Raw genomic sequence first — 18,970 nt, forward strand, 5'->3', positions numbered from 1 at the left:
GTCGCTGGATGAGCGCTTAGCCGAGGGTTGGGTAGTCGGTATAGCCTTCGGCACCGCCGCCGTAGAAGGTCGCGGCATCTGGCGTATTCAGCGCCGCGCCTTGGGCGAAACGCTCGACCAGGTCGGGGTTGGCGATGTACGGACGACCGTAGGCCACCAGATCGGCCAGACCTTCGGCAATCGCCTGCTCACCGCTTTCTGCGCTTTGGCCACCGGCCAGAATCAAGGTGCCGGTATACAGCGCGCGCAGGCTGCGCAGCAACTGATCGAAGCCCTCGAAACTGCCACCCAGCCAGTCCGGCCGGTTGACGTGCAGGTAGGCGAGGTTGCGGCTGTTCAACTGCCCGACCAGGTAGCTGAAGGTCTCTTGCGGGTTGGCGTCGTGCATGTCGCCGAAGGTGCCCATGGGCGAGATACGAATGCCAACGCGACGGCTGTCACCGACGCTCGTGACCACTGCATCGACTACTTCCAGTACCAGGCGCGCGCGGTTTGCGGCGCTGCCGCCGTAGGCATCGTCACGTTGGTTGCTGTTGGAACAGAGAAATTGGTCCAGCAGGTAGCCATTGGCTGCGTGCACCTCGACTCCGTCAAAACCCGCGCGCATAGCATTGCGTGCGCCCTCCGCGTAGGCGCTAACCACTTCGGGCAACTCTGCCAGGTCCAGGGCGCGAGGCTTGGCCGTAGGTGCCTTGTGGTGGCTGCCATCGGCTTCCTGCACGTAGCATTCGGCATTGGCCTGGATTGCCGAGGGCGCGACCGGGTCGGCGCCACCGGGCTGCAGCAGCGGGTGGGAGATCCGCCCGACGTGCCAGAGTTGCAGGTAGATGCGCCCACCGGCGCCATGCACCGCTTCGGTAACCTGACGCCAGCCGGCGACCTGCGCCTCGCTATGAATGCCAGGCGTCCAGGCGTAGCCCTGGCCCTGGGGGCAAACCTGGGTGGCTTCGCTGATCAGTAATCCGGCGCTGGCGCGTTGTGCGTAATAGCTGGCATTCAGGGCGTAGGGCAGGTTGCCCGGCTGTTGGCTGCGCTGGCGGGTCAGGGGTGCCATGACCACGCGGTTGGGCAGCGTGAGTGGGCCGAGGGGCAGCGGAGCAAGCAAATGATCGGTAGACATGAAGCCTCCAGACAAGGATGCACTGGCCGAAATAGGCCATGGCGGTCATTATGGAGGTGGCTTCGTAAACAACAAGTACGTACGAATCTGAACGTCACTTACCCTGAGGTAATACGATAATGAGCGAAATCACCCTCCAGCCTACTGAAGACAAACGTTTGGTGGCGGGGGACAAGGTCTACAACACCCCGGTCGAGGTCACGCTCGAAGTCATTGGGGGTAAGTGGAAGTCCGTACTGGTCTACCACCTGCTTTCTGGCGCGCTGCGGTTTTCCGAGCTCAAGCGGCGTGTGCCGGATATCACCGAAAAGATGCTGACCCAGCAGTTGCGCGAGCTGGAACGTGCCGGGGTTATCAGTCGCAAGGTGTTTGCCGAAGTCCCACCACGGGTCGAGTACCGGGTGACAGACCATGGCGCGACACTCAAACCCGTGCTGGAAGCCATGTGCACCTGGGGTCGCAGCCACTGGCAGCAACAGGGCTGAATCTGACGCAGAAAATGCTTTATTGATGCGTCGCTTGGCTTATTTAGGCGCGCAGGGGTGGGGCGCTTTCATTCGCGATTGTGCGGCGAATTTCGCGAATAAAGGCTAGGCGCCCCCTTCGCTCTCATCAAACAACCTTTATGTCATTGATTTTATGAATTATTACGCTATCTGTGGGAGGGGCTTCAGCCGCGAACTCTTCGCGGCATAGCCAAAACTTTGCGGTTAAAGCAGAGCGGCCGCGCGGCCCTGCCCACAACAGCGAGCCCCGCGCGCATCCAGTTCGCTGCGCGACAGCACGGCGTCTCGACGACGGGGCATCTCCTACAGAATATCGGCCAGAAAAAACCCGCTGTGAGGCGGGTTTGATCAACGCGATGGATACCCTCAGGCAGCCTGTGCGTCACTCTGCTTGAGGGCGCGGTTCAGGGCGCTGAACAGCGCACGGAAGCTCGCGGTGGTGATGTTCTCGTCGATACCCACGCCGTGCAGGGCGCGTCCGCCGTCGACACGCAGCTCGATATAGGCCGCTGCCTTGGCATTGGTGCCCGCGCCGATGGCGTGCTCGGAGTAGTCCATGATCTCTACCGCGACCGGCAGGCCGGCCACCAGGGCTTCCAGCGGGCCTTTGCCGATGCCGCGCCAGTGGTGGCTTTCACCGGCTTCGCTGACTTGCACATCGACCGCCGTAGTGCCGTTCTCTTCCTGCAGGCGGTGGCCTTTCAGGGCGTAGGGCGCGGTGGCTTGCAGGTACTCGCTCTCGAGCAGCTTGTAGATCTGTGCGGCAGTCATTTCCAGACCAAGGCGGTCGGTTTCCTTCTGCACCACCTGGCTGAACTCGATCTGCATGCGGCGCGGCAGGTTGATGCCATATTCCTGCTCCAGCAGGAAGGTAATGCCACCTTTGCCCGACTGGCTGTTGACGCGGATCACCGCCTCGTAATCGCGGCCAATGTCGGCCGGGTCGATTGGCAGGTAGGGCACTTCCCAGAGGGTACCGTCCTGACGCTGGGCGAAGCCCTTGCGGATGGCGTCCTGGTGCGAGCCGGAGAACGCGGTGTGGACCAAATCGCCGACATAAGGGTGACGTGGGTGCACCGGGATCTGGTTGCAGTCTTCGACCACCTTGCGCACGGCGTCGATGTCGGAGAAGTCCAGTTCCGGATTGACGCCCTGGGTGTAGAGGTTCAGTGCCAGGGTTACCAGGCAGACGTTGCCGGTGCGCTCGCCGTTGCCGAACAGGCAACCTTCGACGCGATCGGCGCCGGCCATCACGGCCAGCTCGGAGGCGGCCACGCCAGTGCCACGGTCGTTATGGGTGTGCACGCTGATCAGCACGCTGTCGCGCTTGTCGACATGGCGGCCGAACCACTCGATCTGGTCGGCGTAGTTGTTCGGCGTGGCGCATTCGATGGTCGCCGGCAGGTTGAGAATCAACTTGTTCGCCGGGGTCGGCTGGAACACGCCGATCACCGCGTTGCACACCTCGACGGCGAAATCGATCTCGGTGCTGCTGAATACTTCCGGCGAATACTCGAAGCCCCATTGGGTTTCCGGCGCAGCATCGGCCAGGCGTTTGATGGTGGTGCCGGCCGCCACGGCAATGGCTTTGACGCCGGCTTTGTCCTGATTGAAGACGATCTTGCGAAAGCTCGGCGCGCAGGCGTTGTAGTAGTGAACGATGGCCTTCTTCGCGCCTTTCAGCGACTCGAAGGTGCGTTCGATAAGGTCGTCACGGGCCTGGGTCAGCACCTGGATGGTCACGTCGTCAGGGATATGGCCGCCTTCGATCAGTTCGCGGACGAAGTCGAAGTCGGTCTGCGAGGCGGACGGGAAGCCCACTTCGATTTCCTTCAAACCCACGGCCAGCAGGCACTTGAAGAAGCGCATCTTCTTCTCGGCATCCATCGGCTCGATCAGCGACTGGTTACCGTCGCGCAGGTCGGTGGACAGCCAGATCGGCGCCTTGTCGATGATCTTGTCCGGCCAGGTGCGGTCTGGAATCTGAATCTGGGTAAACGGGCGGTACTTCTGCGAAGGGTCTTTGAGCATGCTCATGGGAAAATCCTTGGGGCGGCGGGGCCGAACGAAAACGGAGAAGAAAACGGTGGCGAGGACGTGCGTTCAGCCACGCAGTCGCTGGGCAACCAGGCACAGGTTGGCGTGTTGCCGTAGCAGGATGAGGGTTTGCGAAGTCGTCATGGCGTCAACCCTACTCAGGCGGGGTAAAGCTGGCAAGCATTCGTAAAAAAATGGTGATTACCGCCAATTTATGCGATTCAGTGAATTTTTATTGCTGTTTTGGTGCGTTTTTGAGGGGCGTCTTGCGGCGCCCCTTACCGTGTCGCTCAACGTGCTGGAGTCGGGCGCAGCTCTCGCATATCAGCGCCGCTGGGGTGTTGGAACACCCGCAGGCCAAACTCCGGCAGGATCGCCAGCAGGTGGTCGAAAATGTCCGACTGGTAGCTCTCGTAAGGCACCCAGGCCACCGTATTGGTAAAGCAATACAGCTCCAGCGGCAGGCCATCCGCCGTGGGCTGCAGCTGGCGCACCAGTTGCGTCATGCTCTGGTTGATCCCGGGATGCTGGCGCAGGTAGTGCTCGACATAGGCGCGGAAGGTGCCGAGGTTGGTCACCCGGCGCGTGTTGGCCGGCTCCTGGGCAGCATCGGCCAGCTCGGCGTTCCAGCTCAGCAGCTCGCTCTGCTTGCTGCTCAGGTACTGACCGAGCAACAGGAAGCGCTGCAGGCGGGCGATTTCGTCCGGGCTGAGGAAACGCACGCTGGTTTGATCCAGGTACAGGCTGCGTTTAATGCGCCGCCCGCCAGATTCCTGCATGCCGCGCCAGTTCTTGAATGGGTCGCTGATCAGGCGCTTGGTCGGGATGGTGGTGATGGTCTTGTCGAAGTTTTGCACCTTGACTGTGTGCAGGGCGATGTCGATCACATCGCCGTCGGCATTAAGCTGCGGCATCTCGATCCAGTCGCCGACGCGCACCATGTCGCTGGAGGAAATCTGCACACTGGCCACCAGCGACAGCAGGGTGTCCTGGAAGATCAGCATCAGTACCGCGGCCATGGCGCCGAGGCCGGACAGCAGGATCAGCGGCGAGCGATCGATCAGCGTGGCGATCATCAGGATGGTGGCAATGGCGAAGACCAGGATCTTCACCACCTGCACGTAGCCCTTGATCGGTTTGAGGTGCGCGTCGGGGCGACGCTGGTAAAGCGCGCTGATCAAACTCAGCACGCCGCTGATGGCCAGTGCCAGGGTCAGCACGATAAAGGCGCTGCAGACGTTCTGGGTGACGGTGACCAGGGCCGCAGGTAACTCTGGGACCAGAGCGATGCCGCTCGACAGCACGATGGCCGGCACCACGTTGGCCAGGCGCGCGATGATATTGGAGTCGGCCAGCGATTGGTCCTGGCCGATGGCTGTGGCGGCTAAAGCACGGTACAGGCCGCGAATCAGGATGCGTTTGACCACCCAGTTGGCCATCCAGGCTGCCAGCAGCAACAGGCACAGGCTGATCAGGCTGTGCAGCTCGGGGTAGCGTTCGACCCATGCCAGGGCCGCGGCGTAATGCTCTTTCATAAACTCCTCGGGTGTTCTTTACCGATGCCGCCCATCCGGGTTGGCGGCGCGTACCTTAGCAAAGGTTATGTTCCAGTCGTGCGTTGCGATCAGATGTCGAGGGATCTGACTTCGTAGGGTGCGCCGTGCGCACCTGCGGCCCCGCCAGATATCTGCCAGGCACGTATAGCCTTAGCAGAACACTGTGAACGGCAGAGGATGCTCAGCGCAGAAAGCCCTGGCTGATCTCGCGAAAGCGCTCATCACCGGCCTTGTCCAGCCACTCGAAGGCGACCATCTCGCGCGATACCAGCACCGCGCCGGCTTGCTGCATGCGCGTCAGGGCCAAGGCCTTGTCGCTGGCCTGGCGTGAGGCGACGGCCTCGACCACGACGAATACCCTACGGCCCAGAGCCAGCAGGTCGAGTACCGTTTGCAACACGCAGACATGGGCCTCGGCACCGCACACCACGAACTGCTCGCGCTCGCCACCGCTGCGCTGTAGCAGCTCGCCTTCGGTTACCGCCGAGAAATGCAGCTTCTCGACGATGCGCTCTGCGGCGTGTGCCTCGCGCAGGATGGGCAGGGTCGGCCCCAGGCCTTTGCTGTACTGCTCGGTCAGCAGGCTCGGCACCTGCAGGCGCTGGGCGATCTGCAGCAGCCAGTGGCTGTGGACCAATAGTGCGTCGCCGTCCTCCAGGGCGGGGAACAGGCGGGTCTGGATATCGATCAGCAGCAGGGTGCTGGTTGCCGCGCGGATACGCATGCTCACCTCAGGGTTTGAAGGCGCCGATAAAGATCGCCGGGTCGACGCGGGCGTCGTTGAGGCTGACGTTCCAGTGCAGGTGCGGGCCGGTCGCCCGGCCGGTGGCGCCGACCTTGCCGAGTACGCCGCCACGGGGCAACTCGTCGCCGACCTTTACGCCGATCTCCGAGAGATGGCAGAACATGCTGATCAGGCCCTGGCCGTGGTCGACAAACACCGTCTTGCCGTTGAAGAAGTAATCGCCCACCAGGATCACCTTGCCAGCCGCTGGCGCCTTGATCGGCGTGCCGCGGTTGGCGGCGAAGTCCAGCCCGGAGTGCGGGTTACGCTCTTCACCATTGAAGAAGCGACGCAGGCCGAACGGGCTGGACAGCGGGCCGTTGACCGGTTTGTCGAACAGCAGGTTGCTCGGCTGGCGCGGGCTGAACTGCTGGTAGGCGCGGGTTTGTTCAGCCAGCTCGCGCTTGATGCGTTTGAGGTTGGCGGCGTTCGGGTTGACCTGCTGCTGGTTCTTGATGGTGATGCGTTGCTCGACGTAGGTCTTGCTGCCGACCTCGAAGCTGAGCTGGCGGCCATCATCGAGGCTGATCTGCTGACGGCCGGGTTTGACGCTCAGGGGGATGCCGACGATGGCGATCCAGCGTTGGCCGTCCTCGTGAATGGTCAGCACCGGTTTACCCTGGTAACGCACAGCCGGTGCGGCAGGCCCTGGGCCTAAGTCGACCACGGCCACGCCACCTGGTACGGGTTTGTTGAGCAGGCGGCTGATAAAGCCCTCGGCATGGGCGGGCAGGGTGAGCAACAGCATCAGCAGAATCGAGAAACAGCGCATGGGTAGCCTTGTGTCGGGTGGATCGGGGCGCGTAGCTGAGGCGTCGTTCATCCACCGTGGATGTTGATCAATCGAGCAGCGACAAGGTGGCCGGCTGCACATGGTTGTCTTCGACCCGCACGTCCAGTTCGCCTGTGCCCAGGCGGGCTTTCAGGCGCTGGCCGGGGCGGGTATCGGCGGCCTGGCGAATGGCTCGGCCACGCTCGTCGAGCAGGATGCTGTAACCGCGCCCCAGGGTGGCCAGCGGGCTGACCACGTTGAGGGTTTGCGCCAGGCTCTGTAAGCGTTGGTGGCGGTCTTTCATCCCTTCGCCCAGGGCGCGGGGCAGGCGCGCGGCCAGGCTGTCGAGGCGCTGGCGCAGTAGCGCCAACTGGCGACCGGGATGCTGGCCGGCAAGGCGGGTGGACAAGTGCGCGAGGCGCTCACGGCGCTGGTTAAGCCTGCGCTCCAGGGCGCGTTGCAGGCGCATGTCCAGGTCATCGAGGCGCTGGGCTTGCTGGCGCAGGCGCTCGCTGGGGTGGCGGATGCGCCGGCGTAAACCGTCCAGGCGCATCTGCTCGCGCGCCAGGCGACTCTGCAGGGTCAGCAGCAGGCGGCGTTTAAGGCTGTGCAGGCGCTGCACCAGCTCGCTGCTGTCCGGGGCCAGCAGTTCGGCAGCAGCCGACGGCGTGGGTGCACGCACGTCGGCGACGAAGTCGGCGATGGAGACATCGGTCTCGTGGCCCACGGCGCTGACGACGGGCGTGGCGCAGGCGGCGATGGCGCGGGCCACCGGCTCCTCGTTGAAGCACCAGAGGTCTTCCAGAGAGCCGCCGCCACGGGCCAGGATCAGCGCGTCGAAGCCTTGAGCATCTGCCCGTTGCAGGGCACGGACGATCTGCGCGGTGGCCTCGCGGCCCTGCACGGCGGTGGGGATCAGGGTCAGCTTGACCTGCGGCGCGCGGCGGCGGAATACGCTGATGATGTCGCGGATCACCGCGCCGGTGGGCGAGCTGATGATGCCGATGCGTGTGGGGTGGCGGGGCAGGGCTATTTTGCTCTCGGCGGCAAACAGTCCTTCGGCGCCGAGCTTGTCCTTCAGCGCCTCGAAGGCCAGGCGCAGGGCGCCATCGCCAGCCGGCTCGACGGTGTCGAGAATCAGCTGGTAATCGCCACGGCCCTCGAACAGCGACACCTTGCCGCGCACCTTGACCGCCAAGCCATCGCGCAGGGCCTGGCGCACCTTGGCCGCGTTCTGGCGGAACAGCGCGCAGCGCACCTGGGCCTGGCCGTCCTTGAGGGTGAAGTAGATGTGCCCGGAGGCCGGCCGCGCCAGGTTGGAAATCTCACCCTCGACCCAGATGCCGGCAAAGACATCCTCGAGCAGCAGGCGGGCGCGGTTGTTCAGTTGGCTGACGCTGAGTACCTCGCGGTCGAGGTTCAGGCGTGCAAAGGGATCGTTGATCATGGGGCAGCATGATAAGCCGAGCGCGCGGGCAGCGCGACCTTCTCAGACGTCGGCGAGCAGGCGCTCCAGCAACCAGGCGGCGACCGGGCCGAGTGCATGCTGGCGCGACCAGACCACATCCACCGCGACCCGGCGCGGCCAGCCGTTGATGCGCAGCTCATGCAGGGCGCCGGCGCTGTAACTGTCGACCAGTTGGCGCGGCAGCTCGGCCCAGCCAAAGCCGAGGCGGGCCATGTCCAGCAGCATCAGGTAATCCGGTGCGGCCCAGCAACGTCCGCCGCTGCTCGGCAGGTCGTCGGCCGGCGGGTCGTTGGTGGTCACGCTGCTCAAGCGCAACAGGCGCCAGCGTGCCAGGTCTTGCTCGGTGACCTCGGGCAGGGCGGCCAGCGGGTGACCGGCCGCGACGAACAGGGCGAACTCGCCGCTGGTCGCCAGGCGCGCGTGGGCAATGTGTGGCGGATAACTGGGCTGGGCGGCGAGCAGACCGAGCTGGGCGCGGCCCTGGCAGACCAGGTCGATGACGTCGGCGTGCTCCGCAATCACGCTCTCGAACTGCAGGTCGGGGAAGCGCTGGTCCAGCTCCAGCAGCCGCGCTTCGTATTGCTTGGGTTGGTAGGCGTCGGACAGCGCCAGGGTCAGGCCGGCTTCCTGGCCGCCGGCCAGGCGTGCAGCGTGGCGCGCCAGGCGGTCGCTGGCGGCCAGCACGTCCTCGGCGTGGGCCAGCAGGCTGGCGCCGGCCTCGGTCAGCGCCAGGCGGCGTGGACCGCGCTGGAACAGCTCGACGCCCAGGTCGAGCTCCAGCCGTGCGACGGCTTCGCTAATGGTCGACTGGCTTTTGCCCAGACGCCGCGCCGCCGCGCTGAGCGAGCCGCAACTGGCAGCCTGGGCGAAGGCTTGTAGGGCTTCAGGGGACAGGTTCATATCGGTTTCGCCGATGGCAGTTGGTTTGTTCGTGGCAATAATACCGATGATCATAGCCGCCGTTATCGTTATTCATGAGGTGCACGCTATGCAAAAATCGAACAGCCCGACATCGCGCTCCCTGCGCGAGCGCATTGCCCATGCGCTGGCCTTCGAGTTTATTGCGGTGGTGTTGTGTGCGCCGACCTTGGCCTGGCTGATGGGCAAGTCGCTGGCACACCTGGGGATCCTGACGCTGATGTTTTCCAGCATCGCCATGCTCTGGAATATGTTGTTCAACGCCCTGTTCGACCGCGCCCAGGCCCGCCTCGGCTTTCAGCGCGGGCTGTGGGCGCGCTTGGTTCATGCGTCGTTGTTCGAGGTGGGGCTGATCGTGGTGCTGGTACCGGTGGCCGCCTGGTGGTTGTCGATCAGCCTGTTTCAAGCGCTGATGCTGGATCTGGCGCTGATCCTGTTCTTTCTGCCCTACACCATGGGCTTTAACTGGGCTTACGACAGCCTGCGCGCACGTTACTGGGGGCGGCCGCAGCCGTGCTCGGTTGTGTAGGGGTATGTAATCGATATTGGCGAATATGGACGACATCATCGCGAATAAAGGCTGGGCGCCCCCTCGCTCCTACACAGGCCAGATCGCGTAACGCCTCACAGGCGCCGCACAATGGTGTAGGAGCGAATTTATTCGCGATAATCCTTGAGCGCGCTAAACGCCTCGCGGCTAAAACAGAGCGCCGCCTTCCCCCTCTCGCGCGATCCAGCATTGACCGACATTTGATGGGGGGCACGGCACTGGCCTTTATTCGCAATGGTTTCGCGAATAAATGCGCGCCTACCGGGGCAATCAGCGCGTTACCCCGGGCTGTTAAACTGTCGGCTTTGTTCCTGCTGTTGCGAGCCACCATGACCACCCAATGCATCCTTGTCCCCCGCGCCTCCAGCGTGCCCGCCCATGAAGCGAAGGCACGGGCGATCCTGCGTTGGTTGGTCAAGCGGGAGATCGTCGAGGCCTTGCCCACCACCTGTGGCAGCGGTGCGAACGGCATGGCCTATGCCATCGCCGCCGGTGCGCGTCAGGTGGTTGAAAGGCCGGCACTGCTACCCTATGGCGAACGCCTGAACGGGCTGGAAATCATCACTCAACGCAGCATCTACACGCCGACCCGTGGCTTTCTTGAAGAGGCCGGCTGCCCCGAGTGCCGGCGCGAGATAGGGGTGCCGCTGTTCGACAGCCTGGAGCAATGGTGGCCGGGGGAAACCGATCATTTCACCTGCCCCGAGTGCGGGCATGAGGATGACATCAACGGCTTTCTGTTTCTGCAGCCCTGCGGCTTTTCCAACCTGGGCTTTATCTTTAACGGCTGGGCCGAAGCCGGGCTGCGACCGGCGTTTGTTGAGGAGTTTGGCGAGCGCTTGGGCTTTGCCGTCAGCCTGGTGCTGGCTGACGGCTCTGCTTGAGTCAGAACTCGACGCTGGCGGAGAGGCGTGCGGTGCGCGGTTCGCCCACGCTGACGTTGAGCTCGCTACCGGTCGTGGAGGGGTAGTAGTGCTTGTCGAACAGGTTGTCGACATTGAGCTGCAGTGAGGTTTTACGCCCCAATAGCGGGTACTCCCAGCGTACAAAGGTGTCGGCCACGGTGTAGCCGCTCAGGCGGAAACTGTCGGCGTTGTCGGCCGTGCGTTCACCAACGTGGCGAGCACCGCCGCCGATGCGCCAGGTGCCCAGTTCGCTGGGTGCCGCCAGTTGGTGCGTCAAGTAAAGACTGCCGGTGTGGCGCGGCGCCTGGGCCAGGCGATTGTCCTCATTGGCCGGATCATCAAGGATTTCAGTGTGGGTGTAGGCGTAGGTGGCGATCAGCTCCCAGCGCTCGGCGATCCTGCCGCTCAGATCCACTTCCACGCCGCGTGAGCCGACCTTGCCGGCGGCTTCTGTGTTGTCGCCGGAGCCGACCACCACGTTCTCCTTAACGATATCGAACAGCGCCAGGTTGAGGCTCAAGCCTGGGCGAAGGTCGTATTTGGCACCCACTTCATAGCTGCGGCCCTCTTCAGGGTCAAAGGTCTGGCCGCTGTCGGTGACACTGGTATTGGGCACGAAGGAACGGCTGTAATTGCCATATAGCGACAAGGCCTCGCTAGCCTTGTAGACCAGGCCGGTGAAGGGAATCAGGGTTTGGTCATTGCGGTCGTACAGGGTCTCGCGACTGCTGCCCAGACCCTGGGCAATGTACTGGTCGTAGTGCTGATAACGGCCGCCGAGTACCAGAATCCAGCGGTCATCAAGGTGCCAGTTGTCCTTGAAATACATCGAGGTCGAGGTCAGCTCGTTGCGCCGGTTGCTTTGTGTCGCACTGATCACGCTGGGTTCGTCCAACTCTCCATATACCGGGTCGTAAATATCGATATCGCTGCGCATACCAGTGGTGTTGCGGTAGGTCTTGCCGCGGTATTGGTCGTTCAGTTCATGATCGACGCCGAGCAGCAGCTCGTGGCGCTGGCCAAAGAGCATCTGCTGGCCGATCAGGTCGAGGCTGCCGTAACGGGTTTCGTCGTCGTAATGGGCGCCGTTGCCGACGCGGCGGAAGTTGCCAGTGGCAGCGTTTAGCGATACCGGTTGGGCAATGGAAAGCCCATAGCGGTCATTGTTCCAGCCGTAGGTCAGGCGGGTTTTCCAATCATCGTCCAGTTGATACTCGAATACGGCGCGGGCGCTTTCGGCGATGCCGCGGGTTTCTGCCCAGCGCTCATCCAAGCGCTTGTCGTAATCAACGCTAGCCGGATGGCCGCCGATAAATACTGTGCCGCGATCGAAGGGGGCGGAGTAGTCGTTGTATTCGTAGGCCAGGGTCAGGCTGGCGCGCTCGCCAGTCCAGGTCAGCGACGGGGCGACCAACACCTGTTCGTCGCTACCATAGTTGCGCCAGTAGTCTTCGTTCTGGCGCTCAGCGATCAGTCGATAGGCCAGGCCTGTATCGCCAAGCGGGCCGGTGGTATCCAGCGACAACGAACCGCCGCCTTCGCTATAGGTCGAGCCGCCAATTACGGTGCGCTGTTGGTACTGCGGCAGTTTGCTGATGACGTTGATCAGCCCGCCTGGGTCCATCGCACCGTAGAGCAGCGCTGCCGGGCCCTTGAGCACTTCGACTCGTTCGCTGGTGGCGCCGAAGTTACGCGACAGGTTCGAGCGGATGCCGTCACGCAGGATCGAACCATCGGAGTTGGTGCCGAAACCCCGCTTGATGAAGGCATCCTTGGTGCCGCCGAGGGTATTGCTCTGGCTGACGCCACTGACAAACTTCATCGCATCGTCCAGGGATTTGACCTGGTAATCCTCGATGGTCTGCGGCGTGACCACTTGCACTGACTGGGCCTCTTCCTTGAGCGGGGTGTCGGATTTGCTTGCTGTGCTGGCGTTCGAGGCTTTGTAGCCTTCGTCGGTGCTGCGCGGCGCGACGACTTCGACGCTGGGCAGTTGCAGGTTTTCCGCAGCCGAGGCCGCGAGCGCAGAGCCGGCAGGGAGCGCCGCAAGGAGTAGGGCAGGGCACAGCAGGTAGGGGGCGCGCGGGAATAAGGTGGCGGGCATTTGCATCTCGAGTGCGGGCGTTTATGAGAATCATTATTGTATTCGCGTTCCGCCAGCCGTTTCCATGTTTGCGTCGTGCGGCTAATTGCCCCGCAATAGGGCATTCTTTGCATTGAGTGAAGCGCCTGCGCTGGGTATAATGGCGCGCTTCCAATTTCCCGCTCGGGAGCCCCCGCCATGCTGCGTATCAGTCAAGAAGCTCTTACCTTCGACGACGTTCTACTTATTCCAGGTTATTCCGAAGTTCTGCCGAAGGATGTCAGCCTCAAGACGCGTCTGACCCGTGGTATCGAGCTCAATATTCCGCTGTTGTCCGCTGCAATGGACACCGTCACCGAAGCGCGCTTGGCGATCGCCATGGCCCAGGAAGGCGGCATCGGCATCATCCACAAGAACATGACCGTCGAGCAGCAAGCGGTTGAAGTGCGCAAGGTCAAGAAGTTCGAGGCCGGCGTGGTCAAGGACCCGATCACGATCGAGGCAGACGCCACCGTACGCGACCTGTTCGAGCTGACCCGCCTGCACAATATCTCCGGCGTGCCGGTGCTGAGCAACGGTGACCTGGTCGGTATCGTTACCTCCCGCGACGTGCGTTTCGAGAATCGCCTGGACGCCACGGTGCGTGAAGTGATGACGCCCAAAGAGCGTCTGGTCACCGTCAAGGAAGGCGCCGCCAAGGAAGCCGTTCGCGAGTTGCTGCACAAGCACCGCATCGAGAAAGTGCTGATCGTCGACGACGCCTTCCACCTCAAGGGCATGATGACCGTCAAGGACATCGAAAAAGCCAAGGCCTACCCGCTGGCCAGCAAGGACGACCAGGGTCGTCTGCGTGTCGGTGCAGCGGTTGGCACGGGCGCTGATACTGCTGACCGCGTCACCGCGCTGGTCAATGCCGGGGTTGACGTGATCATCGTCGACACCGCGCACGGCCACTCCAAGGGCGTGATCGACCGTGTGCGCTGGGTCAAGCAGAACTTCCCTGAGGTACAGGTCATCGGCGGCAATATCGCCACCGGCGCTGCCGCCCTGGCCTTGGCTGAGGCTGGCGCTGACGCCGTCAAGGTCGGTATTGGCCCAGGCTCGATCTGCACCACGCGCATCGTCGCCGGTGTCGGCGTGCCGCAAATTTCCGCCGTGGCCAACGTTGCTGCCGCGCTGGAAGGCACCGGTATCCCGCTGATCGCCGACGGCGGTATCCGCTTCTCCGGTGACCTGTCCAAGGCCATCGTGGCTGGCGCCTCTGCCGTGATGATCGGCTCCATGCTCGCCGGCACTGAAGAAGCACCGGGCGAAATCGAGCTGTTCCAGGGCCGTTCCTACAAGGCTTACCGCGGCATGGGTTCGCTGGGCGCCATGTCCCAGGCCCAGGGTTCCTCGGATCGTTACTTCCAGGACTCCTCCGCCGGTGCCGAGAAGCTGGTCCCCGAAGGCATTGAAGGCCGTGTGGCCTACAAGGGCGCCATGGGCTCCATCGTTCATCAGCTGACTGGCGGCCTGCGCGCCTCCATGGGTTACACCGGCTGCGCAACCATCGAAGAGATGCGCACCAAGCCTGAGTTCGTGCGCATCACCGGCGCCGGCATGGCCGAGTCCCATGTGCATGATGTGCAGATCACCAAGGAAGCACCGAACTACCGCGTAGGTTGATGCTTCGGCAACATCACTAAGCGGGGCTGTTATCGACAGCCCCGCGTTGTTTCTGCTTACCACTGACGAGAATTAGTCATGGCCCTCGACATTCACGCCCACCGTATCCTGATCCTCGACTTTGGTTCCCAGTACACCCAGCTGATTGCTCGCCGCGTGCGTGAGATTGGCGTGTACTGCGAACTGCATCCGTTCGACATGGACGACGAAGCGATCCGCGAATTCGCCCCCAAAGGCGTCATCCTCGCCGGTGGTCCTGAGTCGGTGCACGAAGCCAATAGCCCGCGCTGCCCGCAAGCGGTATTCGACCTGGGCGTGCCCGTCTTCGGTATCTGCTACGGCATGCAGACCATGGCCGAGCAGTTGGGTGGCAAGGTTGAGGGTTCCGATCTGCGTGAATTCGGCTATGCCCGTGTTGATGTGGTCGGCAAGAGCCGTCTGCTCGACGGTATCGAGGACCACGTAGACGCCGATGGCCTGTTCGGCCTCGACGTGTGGATGAGTCACGGTGACAAAGTCACCAAGATGCCGGCCGACTTCCACGTCCTGGCCAGCACCCCGAGCTGCCCGATTGCCGGCATGTTCAACGACGAGCGTCGCTATTACGGCGTGCAGTTCCACCCGGAAGTGACCCACACCAAACAGGGCGGTCGCATCCTGTCGCGCTTCATCCTCGACATCTGCGAGTGTGAAGCCCTGTGGACGCCGTCGAAGATTGCCGAAGACGCCATCGCCCAGGTGCGCGCCCAGGTTGGTGACGCCAACGTGCTGCTCGGCCTGTCTGGCGGCGTGGACTCCTCGGTGGTCGCGGCGCTGCTGCACAAGGCCATTGGCGACCAGCTGACCTGCGTGTTCGTCGATAACGGCCTGCTGCGCCTGCACGAAGGCGAGCAGGTGATGGCCATGTTCGCCGAGAACATGGGCGTCAAGGTGATCCGCGCCAACGCCGAAGCGCAGTTCCTCGACAACCTGGCCGGCGAAGCCGACCCGGAGAAGAAGCGCAAGATCATCGGCCGCACCTTTATCGACGTGTTCGATGCCCAGGCCAGCCAACTGGATAACATCCAGTTCCTCGCCCAGGGCACCATCTACCCGGACGTGATCGAGTCGGCTGGCGCGAAAAGCGGCAAGGCCCACGTGATCAAGTCGCACCACAACGTCGGCGGCCTGCCCGAGGAAATGAACCTCAAGCTGGTCGAACCGCTGCGCGAACTGTTCAAGGACGAAGTGCGCCGCCTCGGCCTCGAGCTCGGCCTGCCCTACGACATGGTCTACCGCCACCCATTCCCCGGCCCAGGCCTGGGTGTGCGCATCCTCGGAGAAGTGAAGAAGGAATACGCCGACCTGCTGCGTCGTGCTGACCACATCTTTATCGAAGAACTGCGCAAGGCCGACTGGTACCACAAGGTCAGCCAGGCCTTTGTGGTGTTCCAGCCGGTGAAATCGGTCGGCGTGGTCGGCGATGGCCGTCGTTACGCCTGGGTCGTGGCCCTGCGCGCCGTGGAAACCATCGACTTTATGACCGCACGCTGGGCGCACCTGCCCTACGAGCTGCTGGAAACCGTCAGCGGCCGCATCATCAATGAGATCGAAGGCATTTCGCGCGTCACTTACGACGTGTCGAGTAAGCCGCCAGCGACCATTGAGTGGGAGTGAGTTGATGAACAAAGGCGCCGTGAGGCGCCTTTGTTATATGTGTCCAGGGTGGACGCATGGGGGGATGAAGCACCGCTCTGATTAGCTGGTCTATCAGTCTCTAACGCGACGGCACTCCGCCAATAACCGTGGTGCGGAACATCTCTCTGCGCATGCCATGGTAATCCGCCACGGGCATGTGCCAGGTGCTGCGGTTGTCCCAGATGGCCAGGGTGCCTTGGCGCCAGCGCATGCGGCAGGTGAAGGCCGGTGACACGGCGAGGTTGAACAGGTAGTCGAGCAGCGGCTGAGCCTCTGCTGCGCGCAGCCCTTTGATGCCCGAGGTATAGGCCGGGTTGATAAACAGTACCTTCTTGCCGGTTTCTGGGTGACGTATCACCAAGGGATGGTAACGGACCTCGTCTGAGACGTCCTGGCCGTAAAGGATGTGCATGTTTTCCAGCAGCGCGTTGTGGTTGGCCCCCGTTCCGTAGGCACGCTCCGGGCTGTGCTCTGCGTCGAGAGGTTCCAACAACGCCTGCATGCCTGGGGAGAGCCACTCGTAGGCAAGCGTCAGATTGGCAAAGCAGGTATCGCCCCCGTAAGGCGGGATATCGTGGCCATAGAGCAGCGTGAAAACCGGCGGCCGTTCCTGGAAGGTCCAGTCGGTATGCCAGGCGCCGCCGAAAACGAAGGGCGCTTTCTCATCGGCCTCTTTTACTACGTGAACTACGTGGGGATGCGCCTCCATGCAGGTCACATAGGGCTCGCGGCCGAACGCGCCAAACTGCAGAGTGACCTGCTCGAGATCGGTGACGCTCAACGACTGATCGTGAATGAACAGCACCTTGTGCGTGAGCAAGGCCTGGCGCAGTTCGGCATAGCCGGCAGCGCTCAGGTCACGCAGGTCTAGACCCTCGACATAGGCGCCCAAGGCACCTGTGGCCGGTGTGGCCGTAAAGTGTTGGTAACTGACAGCAGGGTTGTTGCTCGGCAGGGTGTAGATAAATTCGCTCATTTTGTTGTTCTCACGGCGATTTGAGTGACAACAGCATGGCCTGCGGCCCTGGGCTGCTCCATGATCATGACTGCCATTTCATGATGACTACTGCCAACTGCCAGGCTATATAGAACAACCCAATGGTGAGGAGCGGGCAATGGATTGGCGTCAAAAACGCACGCTGACAGGTGTGCGCTACCTGTTGCAGACGGCTCAGGAAGAGGGAATAGATGCGCCGAGCTGCCTGAAGGGGAGTGCGATTGCAGCGGCCGATCTGCAAAGCGCAGGGGCGCAGATTGAGGCTTGGCAAGAGTTGGCGGTCATCCGCAACGTGCTGGGGTACAGCAACCGCCCAGGGCTGGGTTTTCTCACCGGGCAGCGTTACCACCTGACGTCTCTGGGGATGCTGGGTTTTACCATGCTGGCGAGTCGCACCTTGAGTGACGCCTTCGCCTTGTTCAGCCGCTTTCAGCTCATCGCGCTGACGCTCTGCCCTACGCGGTTGGAACGCGATCGCCGTGGTATGTGGTTGCTGTTCGATGCCAGCGTCCTACCCCGCGATACCTGCGCCTTTATCGTAGAGCGCGGTCTCGCTGCCTGCCTACAGATCAGCTCCGAGCTGCTGAAACGCCAGGTGGCGCCACTTGCCATAGAAATGACGGCGCCGGGCCCCGGCAGCCAGGCTGTCTCGCAGCCCCTGTTTCCTTACGCCCTGCGTTTTTCGGCACAGCGCGACGGCATACTTTTTTCCCAATCGGAGTTGAACTGTCCGCTCCCGCAAGCCCATGTCGATGCTCAATTACAGGGTGAACAGTTGTGTGAGCTGCAGTATCAGGAAGTCTCCCACCAACTGGCCACTGCGCCGATTGCTCGCCAGGTGCAAATATTGCTGATTGGGCATCCGGAAAAACTCCTGTCGTGTCGTGCAGTGGCCGAACGCCTCGGTCTTTCGGAGCGCACCTTGCATCGCCGTCTGGTCGGCGAGGGGCATAGCTTTCAGCAGCTCAATGAGCAAATCAAGAAACAGCTGGCCAAGCATCTGCTAAACGACCCGCGTCTAAGCCTCAACGCCATTGCGCTGCGTCTGGGGTATGCGGAGGCGGCCAGCTTTTCTCGGGCGTTCAGCCGCTGGACCGGTTCCCCACCCAGTCACTGGCAGCGACAGAGCCTGGGTTAGCGGGCGCGTCGCGCCACACGGGTTCACTGAGGACGGTCCGTTGGCTCGTCCAGGTGCAGGTGATTCGCATGGTTCAGGAGCTTATTGAGCGCATTTAACTCGATGGATTTGTAGCCCTGGACGAGCAAGCCTAATCCCTCCAGCTTGGCCAATGCTGCGTTAATGCTCTGTCGAGTGCTGCCCATCATCTGGGCAAGATGCTCCTGGGAAACGCTTAACTGGGTCGAAGGGTTTTTCGTGCGTGATCCGAATCCATGTGCCATCAGCCATAAGCGCCTGGCAAGGCGATGGTGCAGGGCCCCTGGTTCGCCAATCACCTGATAGGCCACCCGCAATTTGTTGATGCTCAGGCGGGCTATATCCCGCCAGTATTTCGGGTTCTGGTCCAGCCATTGAGTAAATGAGTGGATCGGAACGCACAGTACATCTGTGTCTACATCGGCAATGGCGTCGCGAATGTAGGGGTTGCCGTCAATCAGTGAAATGTCACCAAACCAATGGCAAGGTTCGAGATAAACCAAGAGTGACGGGGTGCCATCGTGCAACGAACTGCTGAGGCGAATAGCACCTTCAAGCACACAAAAAAGCGCGTGTTTAGGGGATTCCCCGTCGCGGTATAGCGCTTCACCAGCGAGGCATCGCTGCAGCCTGGCATCGCGCACAAGGGCTCGCTTCAGTTCATCGGCACACGAGGAAAACCATTCATCGCGCTCCAGCGTGATCAGTAACTGGTTGATGTCTACCGGTGTGTTCATGGCATCGGTTCAAAATTCAAATTTTTGACAGACTGC

16 protein-coding genes are annotated in these 18,970 nt (G+C 62.3%); 6 read left to right on the top strand and 10 right to left on the bottom strand.

All coding sequences use genetic code 11. The annotated features are described in order from the left end of the window. Positions 1–16: 16 nt before the first annotated feature. Complete coding sequence (locus tag BMW49_RS07660; protein ID WP_069517656.1) at positions 17–1,120, bottom strand: alkene reductase; 1,104 nt, start codon at positions 1,118–1,120, stop codon at positions 17–19. Positions 1,121–1,239: 119 nt separating this feature from the next. Here BMW49_RS07660 and BMW49_RS07665 point away from each other — a divergent pair, with 119 nt between their 5' ends. Further along, the gene (locus tag BMW49_RS07665; protein WP_069517654.1) at positions 1,240–1,605 is read left to right on the top strand and encodes a winged helix-turn-helix transcriptional regulator; all 366 of its coding nucleotides are present in this window, start codon (positions 1,240–1,242) and stop codon (positions 1,603–1,605) included. A 387-nt stretch (positions 1,606–1,992) separates the two neighbouring features. Here the strand turns inward: BMW49_RS07665 and leuA are convergent, their stop codons facing one another. From leuA to BMW49_RS07700, 6 genes are all read right to left on the bottom strand, one after another. Beyond that, entirely contained in the window at positions 1,993–3,663 is a 1,671-nt protein-coding gene (gene leuA, locus BMW49_RS07670) for a 2-isopropylmalate synthase (RefSeq protein WP_069517652.1), read from the bottom strand. A 290-nt stretch (positions 3,664–3,953) separates the two neighbouring features. Further along, entirely contained in the window at positions 3,954–5,198 is a 1,245-nt protein-coding gene (locus BMW49_RS07680) for a mechanosensitive ion channel family protein (protein WP_069517650.1), read from the bottom strand. Positions 5,199–5,400: 202 nt separating this feature from the next. Next, entirely contained in the window at positions 5,401–5,943 is a 543-nt protein-coding gene (locus BMW49_RS07685) for an isochorismatase family protein (RefSeq protein ID WP_069517648.1), read from the bottom strand. Between the two features lie 7 nt (positions 5,944–5,950). Then, positions 5,951–6,775: a peptidoglycan DD-metalloendopeptidase family protein gene (locus tag BMW49_RS07690; protein WP_069517647.1), complete on the bottom strand. Its 825-nt coding sequence runs from the start codon at positions 6,773–6,775 to the stop codon at positions 5,951–5,953. A gap of 67 nt (positions 6,776–6,842) precedes the next feature. Further along, positions 6,843–8,222: an exodeoxyribonuclease VII large subunit gene (xseA, locus tag BMW49_RS07695; RefSeq protein WP_069517646.1), complete on the bottom strand. Its 1,380-nt coding sequence runs from the start codon at positions 8,220–8,222 to the stop codon at positions 6,843–6,845. A gap of 42 nt (positions 8,223–8,264) precedes the next feature. Further along, the gene (locus BMW49_RS07700; protein WP_170829040.1) at positions 8,265–9,143 is read right to left on the bottom strand and encodes a LysR family transcriptional regulator; all 879 of its coding nucleotides are present in this window, start codon (positions 9,141–9,143) and stop codon (positions 8,265–8,267) included. 88 nt (positions 9,144–9,231) lie between these two features. On the opposite strand from BMW49_RS07700, the gene BMW49_RS07705 reads away from it, so the two are divergent. Both BMW49_RS07705 and BMW49_RS07710 read left to right on the top strand, forming a co-directional pair. Next, positions 9,232–9,690, top strand: a complete 459-nt coding sequence (locus BMW49_RS07705) for a multidrug/biocide efflux PACE transporter (protein WP_069517644.1) — start codon at positions 9,232–9,234, stop codon at positions 9,688–9,690. 350 nt (positions 9,691–10,040) lie between these two features. Then, positions 10,041–10,595 carry a sugar ABC transporter ATPase gene (locus BMW49_RS07710; RefSeq protein WP_069517790.1) on the top strand — a complete coding sequence of 185 codons (555 nt, stop codon included), beginning with the start codon at positions 10,041–10,043 and terminating at the stop codon, positions 10,593–10,595. Position 10,596: 1 nt separating this feature from the next. Here BMW49_RS07710 and BMW49_RS07715 read toward each other — a convergent pair whose 3' ends face one another. Continuing rightward, complete coding sequence (locus BMW49_RS07715; protein ID WP_069517643.1) at positions 10,597–12,720, bottom strand: TonB-dependent siderophore receptor; 2,124 nt, start codon at positions 12,718–12,720, stop codon at positions 10,597–10,599. Positions 12,721–12,897: 177 nt separating this feature from the next. Between BMW49_RS07715 and guaB the strand changes: the two genes are divergently transcribed. After that, positions 12,898–14,367 (top strand): IMP dehydrogenase, encoded by a 1,470-nt coding sequence (gene guaB, locus BMW49_RS07720; RefSeq protein WP_069517641.1) that lies wholly within the window; start codon positions 12,898–12,900, stop codon positions 14,365–14,367. Positions 14,368–14,445: 78 nt separating this feature from the next. Beyond that, positions 14,446–16,023 (top strand): glutamine-hydrolyzing GMP synthase, encoded by a 1,578-nt coding sequence (guaA, locus tag BMW49_RS07725; protein WP_069517639.1) that lies wholly within the window; start codon positions 14,446–14,448, stop codon positions 16,021–16,023. A 100-nt stretch (positions 16,024–16,123) separates the two neighbouring features. Here guaA and BMW49_RS07730 read toward each other — a convergent pair whose 3' ends face one another. Then, positions 16,124–17,020: a TauD/TfdA dioxygenase family protein gene (locus BMW49_RS07730; protein WP_069517637.1), complete on the bottom strand. Its 897-nt coding sequence runs from the start codon at positions 17,018–17,020 to the stop codon at positions 16,124–16,126. A gap of 139 nt (positions 17,021–17,159) precedes the next feature. On the opposite strand from BMW49_RS07730, the gene BMW49_RS07735 reads away from it, so the two are divergent. Further along, on the top strand, positions 17,160–18,179 hold the full coding sequence (locus tag BMW49_RS07735) for an AraC family transcriptional regulator (protein ID WP_069517634.1): 1,020 nt from the start codon (positions 17,160–17,162) through the stop codon (positions 18,177–18,179). A 23-nt stretch (positions 18,180–18,202) separates the two neighbouring features. Here the strand turns inward: BMW49_RS07735 and BMW49_RS07740 are convergent, their stop codons facing one another. After that, complete coding sequence (locus BMW49_RS07740) at positions 18,203–18,934, bottom strand: Crp/Fnr family transcriptional regulator (RefSeq protein WP_069517632.1); 732 nt, start codon at positions 18,932–18,934, stop codon at positions 18,203–18,205. Positions 18,935–18,970: the final 36 nt, after the last annotated feature.

It is taken from the genome of Pseudomonas cuatrocienegasensis (assembly GCF_900110925.1).
GTDB classification, from domain to species: Bacteria; Pseudomonadota; Gammaproteobacteria; order Pseudomonadales; family Pseudomonadaceae; genus Aquipseudomonas; species Aquipseudomonas cuatrocienegasensis.